Origin of the sequence: Pelomonas cellulosilytica (genome assembly GCF_021353265.1) — a bacterium.
In the GTDB taxonomy this organism is placed as follows: domain Bacteria; phylum Pseudomonadota; class Gammaproteobacteria; order Burkholderiales; family Burkholderiaceae_C; genus Pelomonas; species Pelomonas cellulosilytica.
Genome location: NZ_JAJTWU010000001.1, coordinates 479,532 through 495,844, shown reverse-complemented (window position 1 = coordinate 495,844; position 16,313 = coordinate 479,532). Strand labels below are relative to the sequence as shown.

General features: G+C 67.9%; 12 protein-coding genes. 6 read left to right on the top strand and 6 right to left on the bottom strand.

What is annotated here, in order from left to right:
* Positions 1-17: 17 nt before the first annotated feature.
* A complete protein-coding gene (guaD, locus tag LXT13_RS02015) occupies positions 18-1,325 on the bottom strand; it encodes a guanine deaminase (protein WP_233369934.1) in 1,308 nt (435 codons plus the stop codon).
* Positions 1,326-1,364: 39 nt separating this feature from the next.
* On the opposite strand from guaD, the gene xdhA reads away from it, so the two are divergent.
* Together xdhA and xdhB are read left to right on the top strand one after the other, a co-directional pair.
* Positions 1,365-2,831 (top strand): xanthine dehydrogenase small subunit, encoded by a 1,467-nt coding sequence (gene xdhA, locus LXT13_RS02010; RefSeq protein ID WP_233369933.1) that lies wholly within the window; start codon positions 1,365-1,367, stop codon positions 2,829-2,831.
* Positions 2,828-5,149 (top strand): xanthine dehydrogenase molybdopterin binding subunit, encoded by a 2,322-nt coding sequence (xdhB, locus tag LXT13_RS02005; RefSeq protein ID WP_233369932.1) that lies wholly within the window; start codon positions 2,828-2,830, stop codon positions 5,147-5,149. The genes xdhA and xdhB overlap by 4 nt, the downstream gene beginning before the upstream one ends.
* On the opposite strand, the gene LXT13_RS02000 is transcribed toward xdhB, so the two are convergent.
* Together LXT13_RS02000 and polA are read right to left on the bottom strand one after the other, a co-directional pair.
* Positions 5,146-5,766, bottom strand: coding sequence for a LuxR C-terminal-related transcriptional regulator (locus tag LXT13_RS02000; protein WP_233369931.1), 621 nt, complete (start codon positions 5,764-5,766; stop codon positions 5,146-5,148). The two genes, xdhB and LXT13_RS02000, sit on opposite strands and share 4 nt — an antisense overlap.
* Positions 5,767-5,842: 76 nt before the next feature.
* Positions 5,843-8,602, bottom strand: a complete 2,760-nt coding sequence (gene polA, locus LXT13_RS01995; protein ID WP_233369930.1) for a DNA polymerase I — start codon at positions 8,600-8,602, stop codon at positions 5,843-5,845.
* Positions 8,603-8,644: 42 nt separating this feature from the next.
* Here polA and LXT13_RS01990 point away from each other — a divergent pair, with 42 nt between their 5' ends.
* The 4 genes from LXT13_RS01990 to LXT13_RS01975 all read left to right on the top strand — a co-directional run bounded on the left by LXT13_RS01990 (position 8,645) and on the right by LXT13_RS01975 (position 12,853).
* Positions 8,645-8,938 carry a hypothetical protein gene (locus tag LXT13_RS01990; RefSeq protein WP_233369929.1) on the top strand — a complete coding sequence of 98 codons (294 nt, stop codon included), beginning with the start codon at positions 8,645-8,647 and terminating at the stop codon, positions 8,936-8,938.
* Positions 8,939-8,974: 36 nt separating this feature from the next.
* Positions 8,975-9,979, top strand: a complete 1,005-nt coding sequence (locus LXT13_RS01985) for a homoserine kinase (RefSeq protein ID WP_233369928.1) — start codon at positions 8,975-8,977, stop codon at positions 9,977-9,979.
* Entirely contained in the window at positions 9,976-10,797 is an 822-nt protein-coding gene (locus LXT13_RS01980) for a BPSS1780 family membrane protein (protein WP_233369927.1), read from the top strand. The genes LXT13_RS01985 and LXT13_RS01980 overlap by 4 nt, the downstream gene beginning before the upstream one ends.
* Positions 10,798-10,885: 88 nt before the next feature.
* Positions 10,886-12,853: a PhoX family protein gene (locus LXT13_RS01975; protein ID WP_233369926.1), complete on the top strand. Its 1,968-nt coding sequence runs from the start codon at positions 10,886-10,888 to the stop codon at positions 12,851-12,853.
* 96 nt (positions 12,854-12,949) lie between these two features.
* Here the strand turns inward: LXT13_RS01975 and LXT13_RS01970 are convergent, their stop codons facing one another.
* From LXT13_RS01970 to LXT13_RS01960, 3 genes are read right to left on the bottom strand one after another with little or no spacing between them, the layout of a single operon-like run.
* Positions 12,950-13,447: a hypothetical protein gene (locus LXT13_RS01970; RefSeq protein WP_233369925.1), complete on the bottom strand. Its 498-nt coding sequence runs from the start codon at positions 13,445-13,447 to the stop codon at positions 12,950-12,952.
* 58 nt (positions 13,448-13,505) lie between these two features.
* Complete coding sequence (locus tag LXT13_RS01965) at positions 13,506-13,940, bottom strand: PaaI family thioesterase (protein WP_233369924.1); 435 nt, start codon at positions 13,938-13,940, stop codon at positions 13,506-13,508.
* Positions 13,941-13,951: 11 nt separating this feature from the next.
* Positions 13,952-16,309, bottom strand: a complete 2,358-nt coding sequence (locus tag LXT13_RS01960) for a UvrD-helicase domain-containing protein (protein ID WP_233369923.1) — start codon at positions 16,307-16,309, stop codon at positions 13,952-13,954.
* Between the last annotated feature and the right edge of the window lie 4 nt (positions 16,310-16,313).

Sequence of the window (16,313 nt, the reverse complement as noted above, 5' to 3'; positions counted from 1 at the left end):
CCGGCGGCATCAGCCGCTCAGACGCGCCGCTGGCCCGCCACGTAGCAGGCCGCCAGGTTGCGCTCGTCGGCCAGCGTCATCCACGCAAAAACGCGTTCATGCAGCTCGCGCGCCGCCGCGTCGCGCACCTCGGCGACCGGCCCCTTCGCCCAGTCCCACACGCACAGGTCGGCCATCTGCCCGACGGACAGGCCGCCAATCTCGTCGCCCAGCCGAAGCGCCTCGGCCGCGCCGCGCGTGGCAGCATGCAGCGCCGTCCAGGCTGTCAGCCGCTCGCCGCGCAGCGCCTGGATCTTGTACGCATCGAGCATGTTGCGCGGCAGACTCAAGCTCGTGCCGCCGCCCACGTCCGAGGCGAGGCTGACGTTGAAAGGCGCGCCGCGCCAGTCGAACAGCCCGCTGCCGAGGAACAGGTTGCTCGACGGGCTGTGCGCCACCTGCGCGCCACGGGCGTCGATGAGGCGCCTGTCCTTGTCGTCCAGCCAGATGCCATGGGCCAGCACGGCGCGTTCGTGAAGCAGGCCGGCGCGCTCGTAGACGTCCAGGTAGCTGCGCGCCTCCGGGAAGAGCTGGGCTACCCACGCGACCTCGGCGCGATTCTCAGCCACATGCGTCTGCATGTAGAGGCTGGCGTCGGCCCGGCACAAGCCACCGGCCATGGCCAGCTGAGCGTGCGTGCTGGTCGGCGCAAAGCGCACGGTGACGGCATACGCGAGCCGCTCGCGACCGTGATAGCGTGCAATGAGGTCCAGGCAGTCGCGCTCGGCCTGCACGACGTCGTCACGCAGGCCGTCCGGCGCGTGGCGGTCCATCAGCACCTTACCGGTGATGAGGCGCATGCCGCGCCGGGCCGCGGCGTCGAACAGCGCTTCGGCCGAGGTCTTATGCACGGTCGCGAAGACGACGGCCGATGTCGTGCCGGCGCCCACCAGCGCATCCAGGAATACCTCGGCGCCGGCCTGGCTGCGCACCGGGTCCGCGAAGGCGCATTCGCTCGGGAAGGTGTAGCGCTCCAGCCAGTCCAGCAGCTCCGTGCCGTAGGAACCGATGACCTCCAGCTGCGGGCAATGCACGTGCGTGTCGATGAAGCCCGGCAGCACCAGTTGCCCGGCATGGTCCTTGCGCACCCAGCTGGCATCCGGCTCGGCGGCCTGGCGCCCGACGATGCGGCCGTCCTCGACAAGCAGCCAGTGGTCGCGGTCGTAGCGCACCACGGGCGACTCGGTTGCGCCCCAGGCCGGTGCGGCGGTGAAGTCCAGCAGATCACCGCGCAGCGCCCATCGGCGAGGGCTGTCGGCGAAGTTTTTCTGGTCAGTAAAACTCATGGGGCGATTCTGAGGCAAGGCTTGAAAATACAGGACACCATGAACACCCGCCCGATCCGCTTCTTCCACCGCGGCAACATCGTTGAGGTCGGCAGCCTGCCGACGACGACGACCGTGCTGCAATACCTGCGCGAACACGCCGGCTGTACCGGCACCAAGGAGGGCTGCGCCGAGGGCGATTGCGGTGCCTGCACCGTGCTGCAGGGCGAACTGGACGCCAGCGGCCAGCTGCAGCTACGCAATGTCAATGCCTGCACGCAGTTCCTGCCGACGCTCGACGGCCGCGCGCTGATCACCGTCGAAGACCTCGGCGGCCCCGAGGCACCGACACCGGCCCAGCAAGCGATGGTGGACTGCCACGGCTCGCAGTGCGGTTTCTGCACGCCCGGCTTCGTCATGAGCCTGACCGCCTGCTACGAAGCCCACCAGGCCGCCGGCACGCGACCGAGCCGCCAGGAACTGGCCGACAACCTCGCCGGCAACCTGTGCCGCTGCACCGGCTACCGGCCCATCCTGGACGCCGGCGAGCGCATGTTCGAAGCGCCCCCGCAGCGTCTCGACCGCGGCGCAATGGCCGCCGCGCTACGTGAGCTGGCCCAGGACGGGCCGCTGGATTACCACCACGCAGGCCAGCGTTTCCACGCGCCGAGGACGCTGCCCGACCTGGCCGTGCTGCGCGAGACCTACCCGCAGGCGACGCTGCTGGCCGGCTCGACGGACATCGGTCTGTGGGTCAACAAGCAGTTCCGCGTGCTGCCGCAGATGATCTACACCGGCCGCGTCGATGCGCTGAAGGCCATCCGCGCCGACGAGCAGGGCCTCTGGATCGGGGCCGCCGCGTCGCTGGAAGACGCCTGGGCCGCGCTGACGGCACTGGTGCCGTCGCTTGCAGAGCTGTGGCGGCGCTTCGCGTCGCCGCCAGTGCGCCATGCCGGCACACTGGGCGGCAACATCGCCAACGGTTCGCCGATCGGCGACGGCGCGCCCGCCCTGATTGCGCTGGGCGCGGACGTCATCCTGCGCAGGGGCACGCAGCAGCGCCGCCTGCCGCTGCAGGATTTCTACCTGGACTACATGAAGAAGGACCTGCAGCCCGGCGAATTCGTCGAGGCGATGTGGGTGCCGCAGCCCGACACGAGCTGGGCGTTCTCGGCCCACAAGGTGTCCAAGCGGCACGACAGCGACATCTCCGCCGTCTGCGCCGTGCTCGCGCTGCAGCTGCGCAATGGCAGCGTGCAGCAGGCGCGCTTCGCCTTCGGCGGCATGGCGGCCGTCGTCAAGCGCGCCGCGCGGGCCGAGGCCGCCGTCGTCGGCCAGCCCTGGGTGGAAGCCACCGCCGAGGCCGCCGCAGCGGCGCTGATCAACGACTTCCAGCCCCTGAGCGACATGCGCGCGTCCAGCGCCTACCGGCTCAAGGTCGCGCAGAACCTGCTGCGCAAGCTGTGGCTGGAGACGCTGGACCGCCGCACGATCAGCGTCTGGCGCAGCGCGAGGCTGGCCGCATGAACAAGCCCGAAGTCTTGGTGCTCCACGAGCCGGTCGTCGGCCGCTCGCTACCGCATGAATCGGCACACCTGCATGTCAGCGGCGCCGCGCCCTACACGGATGACTTGCCGGAACCCGCCGGCACGCTGCACGCGGCGCTGGGCCTGTCGCCGATCGCGCACGGCCGGCTCACGGGCCTCGATGTCGCGCGGCTGCGCCAGCAGCCGGGCGTCGTCGCCGTGCTGACCGCCGCCGACATCCCGGCCGAGAACAACTGCGGCCCGCTGGTGCACGATGACCCCATCCTGGCGGACGGCGAGCTGCGCTACGTCGGCCAGCCGGTGTTCGCCATCATCGCGACGGACCGCGACGCGGCGCGCCGCGCGGCATCGCTGGCGAAGCAAGTCATCCAGGCCGAGCCGCTGCCTGCCGTGCTGACCGCGCTGGACGCGCATGCCGCCGGCCAGTACGCGGTGCCGCCGATGCACATGACGCGTGGCGACCCGGCGGCGCAGCTCGCCGCCGCTCCCCACCGGCTGCAAGGCACCTGGCGGCTGGGCGGGCAGGAGCAGTTCTACCTGGAAGGCCAGATCAGCTTGGCCGTGCCGCAGGAAGGCGGCGACGGCCTGCTGGTGCACTGCTCGACACAACACCCCAGCGAAATGCAGCAGTTACTGGGCCACGCGCTGGGCTGGAGCGCCAACCGCGTCGCCGTGCAGTGCCGGCGCATGGGCGGCGGCTTTGGCGGCAAGGAGAGCCAGTCGGCGCTGTTCGCTTGCGTGGCCGCCATCGCGGCGCTGAAGCTGAAGAAGCCCGTCAAGCTGCGCGTGGACCGCGACGATGACTTTCTCATCACGGGCCGCCGCCACGGCTTCGACTACCGCTGGGACGTGGGCTTCGACGACGACGGCCGGCTGCTGGCCGCTGACGTGGACCTGATCTCCAACGCTGGCCACAGCGCCGACCTGTCCGCGCCGGTGATGGCCCGGGCGCTGTGCCACTTCGACAATGCCTACTGGCTGCCACACGTCGCGCTGCACGGCTACAGCGCGAAGACGAATACGCAGAGCAACACCGCCTTCCGCGGCTTCGGCGGGCCTCAGGGCGCGCTGGCGGTGGAGGTGATCCTGGATGGCATCGCCCGCCGGCTGAGGCTGGACCCGGCCGAGGTGCGCCGACGCAACTTCTATGCGCCGGGTAAGGACATGACGCCCTACGGCCAGCGCGTCGAGGAGCTGCACGCCCAGGCGCTGACGGCCCAACTGCTGGCCAGCAGCCGCTACGACGAGCGCCGCGCCGAGATCGCCGCGTTCAATGCGGCGAGCCCGGTGCTGAAGAAGGGACTGGCCTTCACGCCGGTCAAGTTCGGCATCTCGTTCAATGTCGTCCACCTGAACCAGGCCGGCGCGCTGGTGCATGTCTACACGGATGGGTCGGTGCTCGTGAACCATGGCGGCACCGAGATGGGCCAGGGGCTGAACACCAAGGTGGCCCAGGTCGTGGCGCATGAACTCGGGTTGCCGCTGGGCGCCGTGCGCTGCTCCGCCACCGACACAAGCAAGGTGGCCAACACGTCCGCCACAGCCGCTTCCACCGGCAGCGACCTGAACGGCAAGGCTGCCCAGGACGCGGCGCGCAAGATCAAGGCGCGACTCACGACCTTCGCCGCGGAGCGCTTCGGCTGCGCGCCGGCGCTGGTCGCGTTCGAGGCGGGCCAAGTCTGCGGCGGCGGGCAAAGCGTGCCCTTCAAAGAGCTGGTCGCGGCGGCCTACCTGCAGCGCGTGCAGCTGTGGAGCGACGGCTTCTACACGACGCCCGGCCTGCACTGGGACCGCACCACGCTGCAAGGCCACCCCTTCTACTACTACGCCTGGGGCGGTGCGGTCTGCGAGGCGCTGGTGGACACGCTCACCGGCGAGAGCCGCATCACGAGGGCCGACCTGCTGCACGATGTGGGCACCAGTCTGAACCCGGCGCTGGACATCGGGCAGGTGGAGGGTGGCTTCATCCAGGGTATGGGCTGGCTGACGATGGAGGAGCTGGTGTGGCACCCCAAGACCGGCCTGCTGACCACCCACGCTCCAAGCACCTACAAGATCCCGACCGCCAACGACTGCCCGACCGAGTTCCATACCGCGCTGTTCGGCACGCCCAACGCCAGTGAAACCATCCACCGCAGCAAGGCCGTAGGCGAACCGCCGCTGCTCCTGGGCTTCGCGGCGCTGCTTGCCGTCAAGGATGCGTGCGCGGCCGGCGGGCCGGAGGGCTGCGACCCACCGCTGCACGCGCCGGCGACCGCCGAGGCCGTGCTGAACGCGATCGACGCCGTCCGGGCCTAACGGCGCGTCGCCACGACGACGGCCTGGGTGCGCGAGCTGACGCCCAGCGCCTTCAGCACCGCGGCGACATGGTCCTTGACCGTCTCGACGCTGACGCCCAGTTCTCGCGCAATGAGCTTGTTAGACAGCCCCTGCGTCAGCAGATGCAGCACATGCTTCTGGCGTGGCGTCAGCGGCAGGTCCGGCCAGTCCGGGACCGTCGATGACGGCGCGACGGCGGGCGACTCGTCCACCAGTTTCTTCAGCGGCGGCACATAGGTGCCGCCCGACAGCACGAGCTGCAGCGCCTGCACGAACGTGAGAATGTCGCTGCGCTGCGGCACGTAGCCCATTGCGCCGGCGTTGATGGCCTGCAGCGCATCCTCGGTCTCATCGGTGCCCGAGATGACCACGACGGGCAGCAGCAGGTGCTCGCGGTGGATCTGCTGCAGCAACTCGAAGCCGCCCTCGACCTTGAGGTCCAGCAGCACGAGACGCGGCATGTCCCGCACGAGCGCGGCGCGGGCGTGCTCGACCGTGTCGACACCGTGCACCTCGGCGCCAGCGAAATGCTGCTCGATCAACCCGGTGAGCGCCGCGCGCACCATCGGAAACGCATCGACCAGCAAGACCTTCATCACCCCAACCCCTATTTTGTTGGTCGGGATGATAGTCAACGTGGGGTAGACACTCTCACCACGGCGGCACCGACGCTCAGTGCGCTTCTTCCCAGTTCGCCCCCACGCCCACTTCGGCCAGCAGCGGCACCTTCAGCTGTGCCACGCCAGCCATAAGTCGCGGCACCTCCGCGCGCACCCAATCCAGCTCGGCCTGCGGCACCTCGAAGACGAGCTCGTCGTGCACCTGCATGACGATGCGGGTCTGCTTGGCTGCGCGATCCAGCTCGGCCTGCACGGCGAGCATGGCGAGCTTGATGAGGTCGGCTGCCGTGCCCTGCATCGGCGCGTTGATGGCCTGCCGCTCGGCGCCGGCGCGGCGCTGACCGTTGCCGCCACGGATCTCCGGCAGGTAGATGCGGCGGCCGAACAGCGTCTCCACATAGCCTTTCTCGGCTGCGCTCGCCTTGGTCTCGTCCATGTAGCGCTTCACGCCGGCGAAGCGGGTGAAGTAGCGGTCGATGTAATCCTTGGCGGCCTTCTGCTCGATACCCAGTGCCGACGCCAGGCCGAAGGCGCCCATGCCGTAGATGAGGCCGAAGTTGATCGTCTTGGCATAACGGCGCTGTTCGCTGGAGACCTCGTCCAGCGCGATGCCGAACACCTCGCTGGCGGTAGCGCGGTGCACGTCCTGGCCCTCCTGGAAGGCGCGCAGCAGGCCCGGGTCCTCGCTGATGTGGGCCATGATTCGCAGCTCGATCTGCGAATAGTCGGCGCTGGCGATACGGCAGCCCTCGGGCGCGACAAACGCCTCGCGCACACGGCGGCCCTCGGCCGTCCGGATGGGGATGTTCTGCAGGTTGGGCTCGTTGCTGGACAGCCGCCCGGTGATCGCGACGGCCTGCGCGTAGTTCGTGTGCACGCGGCCCGTGTGTGCGTTGACCTGCAGCGGCAGCTTGTCGGTATAGGTGCTCTTCAGCTTGGACAGCCCGCGGTGCTCCAGGATCTTGGCCGGCAGCGGAAAGTCGCTGGCGAGTTCAGTCAGCACCTCTTCGTCGGTGGACGGTGCACCGGTGGCTGTCTTCTTGACGACCGGCAGGCCCAGCTTGTTGAAGAGGATCTCGCCGATCTGCTTGGGGCTGCCGATGTTGAACGGCTGGCCGGCGATGTCGTAGCACTGCTGCTCCAGCAGCACGAGGCGCTGGCCGATCTCGTGGCTCTGCTGCTGCAGCTTGGCCGCATCGATCAGCACGCCCTGTCGCTCGATGCGGGCCAGCAGCGCGGCGGTCGGGATTTCGATATCGGCATAGATGCGCTTCAAGCCGGCGTCCGCCTCGATCTGCGGCCACAGCACGCTGTGCAGGTGCAGGCACATCTCGGAGTCCTCGCCCGAGTAGGTCGCCGCCTTGGCCACGTCGACCTGCGCGAACGGGATCTGGTGCGCGCCCTTGCCGCACAAATCCTCGTAGCTCAGGCCCTTGCGGCCCAAGTGCCGCTCGGCCAGCGCCTCGAGGTTGTGGGTCTTGTGGGCCTCCAGCACATAGCTCTGCAGCAACGTGTCGTGCTGCACGCCGGCGAGCCGGATGCCGTGGTTTGCCAGCACATGCCAGTCGTACTTCAGGTTCTGGCCGATCTTCTTGGCGGCTTCGTCCTCCAGCCAGGGCTTCAGGCGCGCCAGCACGCCCTCCAGCGGCAGCTGCTCCGGCGCGTCTGGCCCGCTGTGGGCGAGCGGGATGTAGGCGGCCTCGCCCGGCTGAACAGCAAAGGAAATGCCGACGATGCGCGCGGCCATCGGGTCCAGAGAGTCGGTCTCGGTATCCAGTGCCGCGAGCGGCGCAGCATGCAGTCGCTGCAGCCACGCTTCGAGCTGCTCGAACGTCAGGAGGGTCTCGTACCGACGCGCGAGATCCTCGGCACCCACGGACGGCGCGGGCTCGTCGAACAGGCCCGGATTCGCGGCCGCAGCCTTGGGCTTGGACACCAGCGCCGTGCCGGTCAGCTCCTCCAGCCACTGCTTGAAGCCGTTGCGGGCATAGAACTCGCCCAGCGAGGCCTTGTCAGGCTCGCGGAAGGCCAGGTCTTGCAGCGCCGGCCAGCTGGGCACGTGCTCGGCGAGGTCGCAGTCCACCTTGACGGTGACGAGCTTGCGGCCCATGGGCAGCCAATCCAGCGCCGCGCGCAGGTTCTCGCCAGCCTTGCCCTTGATCGATGCGGCGGCAGCGATGACACCGTCCAGCGAGCCGTACTCGGCGATCCACTTCGCGGCGGTCTTGGGTCCCACGCCGGCCACGCCAGGCACGTTGTCCACCGTGTCGCCCATCAGCGTCAGGTAGTCGATGATGCGGTCGGGCGGCACGCCGAACTTGGCCAGCACGCCGGCCTCGTCCAGTCGCTCGTTGCTCATCGTGTTGATCAGCTCCACATCGGCGTTGACCAGCTGCGACAGATCTTTGTCGCCCGTCGACACGATCATCCGGTGCCCCGACTTCGCGCCGATGCAGCACAGCGTGCCGATGACGTCGTCCGCCTCCACGCCCGGCACCGTCAGCGTGGGCCAGCCCAGCAGTTTCACCACTTCGTGGATGGGCTCGATCTGTTCGCGAAGCTCAGGCGGCATCGGCGAGCGCTGCGCCTTGTACTCCGGGTACCAGTCGTCGCGGAAAGTCTTGCCCGGCGCGTCGAACACGCAGACGGCGTGCTCGGCGCCGATGTCACTCTGCAGCTTTTTCAGCATGGCCACCATGCCGCGCACCGCACCGGTGGGCTGGCCTTCGGGGCCGCGCAGGTCGGGCATGGCGTGGAAGGCACGGTAGAGGTAGCTGGAGCCGTCGACCAGCAGCAGGATGGGTTTGCTCATAGGCAGCGATTCTCGGCCAGCGCGCCACCTAGAATCGGCAGCATGCTTCGCCCCACATCCCTGCTGCTGCTCGCCGCACTCGCTGCGCCGGCGGTGGCCGACCCGCCGCCCGAACCCAAGGTCGAGCGCAACGTGGCCGAGGACGATCAGGTCCGCATCGAGGAGCTGAAGGTGCGGGGCGAGACCAAGAAGGTCACGGTGAAGAACAAGCTCACCAAGGCCCCGGACTACGAGATCGTCGTCAACGACGCGGGCCGCGAGTCGGCCGGCGGCACCGGCACGGGCCTGTCCAAGAGCGGCTCGGGCGCGCGGGTCTGGAAAGTCCTCAAATTCTGATGTCGTGCGGCCCAGGGCCGTGCAGTCCCTAGACCCATGGCCGTTTTCACCGAAGTCAGTCCCGCCCAGGCCCAGGCGCTGCTGGACCACCTCCACCTCGGCACGCTGAGCTCGCTGCGCGGCATAGGCGCCGGCATCGAGAACACCAACTACTTCGTCGACTGCACGCAGGCCGACGGCCACCTGCACCGCTATGTGCTGACGCTGTTTGAGCGCCTGACGGCCGAGCAGCTGCCGTTCTACCTGCGGCTGATGCAGCACCTGGCCCAGCGTGGCGTGCCGGTGCCCGAGCCGCATGCCGACGCCGCGGGCGAGATCCTGTTCGAGGTGGCTGGCAAGCCCGCCGCCATCGTGGACCGCCTGCACGGCGGCCACCAGCTCGCACCCGACGCCTTCCATTGCGAGCAGGTCGGCGCGACGCTGGCCCGCATGCATCTGGCTGGGCGCGACTACCCGCTGCACCAGCCCAACCTGCGCGGCATCACGTGGTGGCGCCAGGTCGTGCCCCAGCTGCTGCCCTTCCTCGATGTGGCCCAGGCCGAGCTGCTGAGGGCCGAGCTGGTCTACCAGGAGCAGCTCGTCGCCTCGCCCCGCTACGCCGAGCTGCCGCAGGGCCCGATCCACGCCGACCTGTTCCGCGACAACGTCATGTTCGAGCCGGGCGAGGGTCCCGGCCGCGAGCGGCTGACGGGGTTCTTCGACTTCTACTTCGCCGGCGTCGACACCTTCCTGTTCGACATCGCGGTCTGCCTGAACGACTGGTGCATCGACCTCGACTCCGGCCGGCTCATCCAGGAACGCGCCAGCGTCTTCGTCGCCGCCTACGAGACAGTGCGACCGCTGACGCCGGGCGAGCACCGCCTGCTGCCGGCACTGCTGCGCGCGGCGGCGCTGCGCTTCTGGGTGTCGCGCCTGTTCGACCTGCACCTGCCGCGCGAGGCCAGCCTGCTGAAGGCGCATGACCCGCGCCACTTCGAGCGCGTGCTGCGCGAGCGCATCGCCAGCCCCTGGCATGCGCTGCACGGGGAGGTGGCCGAATGACGATGCAGCTGCACCTGCAACAGGTGCCGGCTACCAACGGCCGGCTGTGGATCCGCCACGGCCTGCGCGTCTTCAGGCGCGAACCGCTGGCCTTTCTCGGACTGATGGGGCTGGCCGCCGTCGGTTCGTTGCTGCTGTCCGTGCTGCCCTTCATCGGCCCGGTGCTCGGATTGATGGCACTGCCGGTCTGCTCGCTCGGCTTCATGCTGGCCACGCATCAGGTGCTGCAGAAGCAACGCCCCACCGTGGCCGTCTTCCTGGCGCCCTTGCGACTGACCGCCGAACGCCGCAACCGACAGCTGATGCTGAGCGCCAGCTTTGCGCTGGTGGCGCTGGCCGTGCTGCTGGGCGCCAACGCCATCGACGGCGACGCGACGCGCATCGTCATGGAACTGATGGCCAAGGACGGCGCGCCCGAGGACATCGCCAGGGCCGCCAGCGACCCACGCATCCTCTTCGGCGCGCTGCTGCGCTTCGGCGGGCTGGCGCTGCTGTCGGTGCCCTACTGGCATGCGCCGGCCCTGATCCACTGGGGCGGCCAGGGCGTCGCCCAGGCACTGTTTTCCAGCACGCTGGCGCTGTGGCGCAACAAAGGGGCGTTCGCGCTGAACGGTGTGCTGTGGATGGCGGTCTTCCTCGCGCTGTCGGGCACGTTGGCGCTGCTCGTGTCCCTGCTGGGCGTGCCCCAAGTGCTGCCGTTCGTCATGCTGACGACGGGCATGTTCGCGTGGGCGGTGTTCTACGCGTCGCTGTATTTCACGTTCGTCGACTGCTTCATGTTCGGCGCACCGCAAAGCCTGCTGGAAGATCAGCGCTGAACGCGCCCCGGGAGGGGTTTTCACGAGCGGGTCATGTGGGCCATCTAGGCTGCCACGCTTTCGTCACACAGGCAGTTGCCCGCGTTCCATGACCTTCTCCAAGTCCCTCCAACGTCGTCAAGCCCTTAAGTTCCTGGGTGCCCCGCTGATGCTGCCGCTGGGCGGCACGGCCGTCGGCAGCCTGCTGACCGCCTGCGGTGGTGGTGACGACAGCACGCCGGCCCCCACTCCCGTCAACTTCGTGTCCGCCAGCTTCACCGGCATGGCCGCGCCGAGCCTGGCCACGCCGGCCGACATGGCCAAGACGCTCGTCACGTCGTCGCTCGCCGTCAAGCTCAGCGACGACAGCACGCAGAGCTTCTCGCTGTCCTACGCCCCGTTCTTCACGACCGGCGACATGGTGCCGGACGGCAAGGGCGGCACCATCCTGGCGGGTGGTTATGTCGACTTCGCGGGTAAGCCCATCATCGACACGTCGGTGGCAGGCAAGGAGCGCCAGTTCTTCAGCGACTGCCCGGACGGCACCTCGCTGCTGAAGGTGGAAGGCGCCAAGGTGAGCGGCGTGAAGGGCAACACCGTCTTCGCGGTCGTGCAGTTCGAATACACGACATGGGCCCAGGACGGCAAGACCGACATGTACGGCCGCCTGCCCTCGCCCATCGCCGTGCTGACGCTGGATCAGGACCCGGCCACCGGCAAGCTGTCGCTGGTGAAGTACCACAACGTCGACACGTCGCCGGCCATGGGCCTGTGGATCACGTGCGGCGCCAGCCTGTCGCCCTGGGGCACGCACCTGTCCAGCGAGGAGTACGAGCCCGACGCGTTCACCATCGCCGCCAACGCGCAGTTCAAGGCCTACAGCAAGAACCTGTTCGGCGACGAGACCAAGGCCAACCCGTACCACTACGGCCACCTGCCTGAAGTGACCGTCAACGCCGACGGCACCGGCACGATCAAGAAGCACTACTGCATGGGCCGCCTGTCGCATGAGCTGATCCAGGTCATGCCCGACAACCGCACGGCCATCATGGGTGACGACGCCACCAACGGCGCCTTCTTCATGTTCGTCGCCGACAAGGAGAAGGACCTCTCCGCCGGCTCGCTGTACGTCGCCAAGTTCGGCGCCGGCTTCTCGCTGGACCCGGCCGCCGCAGGTGCGCCCATCACGTGGATCAAGCTTGGCTCGGCCACCAGCGCCGAGATCAAGACGCTCGCCGACACGCTGAAGCCCGCCGACATCATGGATGTGGCGACGACCGACCCGGCGGACGCGACCTACACGAAGATCTGGTTCAACGGCGCGCCGCAATGGGTGCGCCTGAAGGCCGGCATGGACAAGGCCGCCGCCTTCCTGGAGACGCACCGCTACGCCGCGCTCAAGGGCGGCTCGATGGCCTTCACGAAGATGGAAGGCACGACCGTCAATGTGAAGGACAAGGTTGCTTACTCGGCGCTGCAGAACATGCAGAAATCCATGGTCAAGGGCAACTCCGCCTGGAACGCCGACTACAACATCACCATCGACAAGGCGCTGAATGCCGGCGGCATTCTGGCCCACACGCTGAGCACCGGCCAGAAGGACTCGGCGGGTACCGCCATCAACAGCGACTGGGTGCCGTCCATCACCAAGACACTGCTGATCGGCGAAGACATCACCGCCGACTCGCTAGGCAACACGGCCAACCCCGACAAGGTCGGCGCGCCGGACAACCTGAAGTTCTCCGAGAAGTTGCGCACGCTCTTCATCGGCGAGGACAGCGGCTACCACGTCAACAACTTCATGTGGGCCTACAACGTCGACACCAAGGTGCTGAGCCGCATCGCCTCCATGCCTTCGGGCGCCGAGGCAACCGGCCTGGGCGTCGTGGACGACCTCAACGGCTGGACCTACATCACCAGCAACTTCCAGCACCCGGGCTACTGGGAAAGCATCCACGGCGTCGTCAAGGGCACGCTGGAGCCGCTGATCAACGCCAACTACAAGAACCGCTTCGGCGCGCAGGTGGGTTACCTGACCAGCACCGCGACGAGCGTCAAGCTGGGCAAGATCGCCTGACGACAGTCGGCTTGTTCGAGATGAGGGGGCTGCGCGTGCAGCCCCTTTTTGTTTGGAGCGGTCGAGGCATTCAACGCTGAACTTCGCCTGGCTCGGCTACAGCGCGCCCGAGACGTCGGCTGTCACGGCAGCACCAGAGCCTTCATCCTCAATCCAGGCCGAGGTAACGTCACCCTGAAAACGCCCCTTGATCAAATAGCTGCGGCCCTTGACGACGGAAAGTTCGACCACGCCTTTCGCTTTGAACGTGTTGAACACGTCAACGACCGGCAAGGCAGTCACTGAGCGGCAACCGATCGACAGTGAATGACGTCCGGGCGCGACCGTATGCTCCAAACGGCGAACCAGCAGCACGTTGCCCATTCCTGCGCTAGCCCGAATGCTTTCGTCGATCGAGTTCACCACCGCATGGCCATCCACGGCCAGCACGGCACAGAAGATGGCACGCCCCTGCTCGACGGCGTACACGCTGTCCTTGACGGTGCCGTCGGGCTTGTAGATCAGGTTCAATGACTGCGGCTGGACTGGCGAAAGTGCGCAACCACACAACAGGAGCACGGGAAAGAGCAGCGCAGCGGCGAGTGGCTTGGTCATATGCACAGTTCGACAGATGTCGGGTTGATCGTGCAGCAGGGCCCGGGCATGCAGCGCGCTACACCGTAACTACGGCATCGGGACGCCGTGGTATCGAATAGGTCCCCGTCGCATGTGCCACCGGTTCCTCCTGTCCTTCGGAGTACAGCCACACCTCGCCCACGGCCAGGCTCTTGCCCAGCTTCATCAACCGGCAGCGCCCGATCAGGCGGCGGTCGGCCAGCGGCTTGCGCAGGAAGTTGATATTCAGGCTGGTGGTCACGGCCAGCGGCACCAGGCCGATGCGGGACAGCACCGCGACGTAGAGCGCCACGTCCGCCAGCGCCATCATGACCGGCCCCGACACGGTACCCCCCGGGCGCAGCTCGGCTTCCGTGATGTCATGGGCGACGACGATGCCGTCGGCCTCGATGGCCTCGACGCTCACGCGCGTCTGCGGGAACTCGCGCCGCAGGAAGGCAGCCATCTCCTCACGCGTCACCACCACCGTCATCACGGGGCTCCTCAGTCGATGGGCGTCAGCTTGGCCACCGACAGCGCCAACCATTTCGTGCCATGCCGGCCGAAATTGACCTGCGCGCGGGCGTCGGCGCCCGCGCCTTCCAGCGTCAGCAGCACGCCCTCCCCGAACTTGGTGTGGAACACGCCCTTTCCCACGCGCAGGCCGCCATGCTCTTCCGACACCTTGGGCTTCATGCTGGCCGGCACGGGCGGCTCCACCCAGGCCGCCTTCTCCACGCGACCGGCGCCCACCATGCCCTTCAGACCCGAGCCACGTTCCCACGCCGCCTGGTACTCGCGCGCAAAGCCCGAGCCGAAGCCCTGGTTGCGCGGCGTCAGCCACTTCAGGCTCTCCTCCGGCAGCTCGTCGAAGAAGCGGCTCTTGATGTGATAACGCGTCTGCCCATGCAACATGCGGGTCTGGCAGAAGCTCATCGACAGCTTCTGGCGCGCCCGCGTGATGGCCACATACATCAGCCTGCGCTCCTCCTCCAGCCCGTCATGGTCGGACATCGCGTTCTCGTGCGGGAACAGGCCCTCCTCCAGGCCCGTGATGAAGACGGCATCGAACTCCAGGCCCTTGGCCGAATGCACGGTCATCAGTTGCACGGCGTCCTGGCCGGCCTGGGCCTGGTTGTCGCCGGCCTCCAGCGACGCGTGCGTCAGGAATGCGACGAGCGGAGACATGATCTCGCCCGTCTCGGCATCCGGCACCGCGCCCGGCGTTCCGGGCCCTGCCACCTCGTCCACCGGCAGACCCACCGCGTTCTTGCCGAAACCCTCCTGCATGACGAAGGCCTCGGCCGCGTTGACGAGTTCGTCCAGGTTCTCCAGCCGCTCGGCACCGTCCTTGTCGGTGCGATAGAAGTCCGCCAGGCCCGAGGTCTCCAGCACCTGCTCGATGATCTCGCGCAGCGTCAGACCTTGCGTCAGGTTGCGCGTGGAGTCGATGAGGTTGGTGAAGGCCACGAGGTTGGCGCCCCCCTTGCCCGGCACGGCGGACACCGTCTGGTAGAGGCTGCGGCCGCTGGCCTTGGCCAGGTCCTGCAGCGTCTCGAGCGTCTTGGCGCCGATGCCACGGGTCGGGAAGTTGACGACGCGCAGGAAGCTCGTGTCGTCGTTCGCGTTCTCCAGCAGCCGCAGATAGGCCAGCGCATGCTTGACCTCAGCCCGCTCGAAGAAGCGCAGGCCGCCATAGACGCGGTACGGGATGCCTGAATTGAACAGCGCCGACTCGATCACCCGCGACTGCGCATTGCTGCGGTACAGGATGGCGATCTGCTGGCGGTCCATGCCGCCACGGTACAGGCTCTGCACCTCTTCGATGAGCCACTGTGCCTCGGCGAAGTCGCTGGGCGCCTCGAACACGCGAATGGGTTCGCCCTGGCCGGCGTCGGTGCGCAGTGTCTTGCCCAGGCGCTGCGAGTTGCGGCTGATCAGCTCGTTGGCCGCGTCGAGGATGTGGCCGAAGCTGCGGTAGTTCTGCTCCAGCTTGATTACCTTGCGCACGCGGTACTCGCGCTCGAAGTCCGCCATGTTGCCGACACGCGCGCCGCGGAAGGCGTAGATGCTTTGGTCGTCGTCGCCCACGGCCAGCAGGCTCTGCCCCTGGTCCCGGCCCGGCGGGCAGAACATCTTGAGCCAAGCGTATTGCAGCTTGTTGGTGTCCTGGAACTCGTCGACGAGGATGTGGCGGAAGCGGTGTTGGTAGTGCTCGCGCACGGCGGCGTTGTCGCGCAGCAGTTCGTAGCTGCGCAGCATCAGTTCGGCAAAGTCGACGACGCCTTCGCGCTGGCACTGGTCCTCGTAGTTCGCGTAGATCTCGACGAGCTTGCGCGTCTGGTCGTCGCGCACCTCCACATCGCCGGGTCGCAGGCCGTCCTCCTTGCAGCCGGCGATGAACCAGCCGACCTGCTTGGGCACGAAGCGTTCCTCATCCAGCTTCATCGCCTTGATGACGCGCTTGACGGCCGACGTCGTGTCGCTGGCATCGAGGATCTGGAAGGCCTGCGGCAGATGCGCCAGCTTCCAGTGCGCACGCAGGAAACGGTTGCACAGGCCGTGGAAGGTGCCGATCCACATGCCGCGCACGTTGAACGGCAGCATTGTGGACAGCCGAGCCAGCATCTCCTTGGCGGCCTTGTTCGTGAAGGTCACCGCCATCACGCCGGCGGGCGACACCTGGCCCGTCTGCAGCAGCCAGGCGATGCGCGTGGTCAGCACGCGCGTCTTGCCGGAGCCGGCGCCGGCCAGGATCAGCGCCGGTTCCGGCGCGGCGGTGACGGCGGCGAGCTGCTCGGGGTTGAGATTCTTGAGAAGGGGGCTGTGCTGGGCGGCAGCGACGTCAGCGTCGGGATTCATCGAC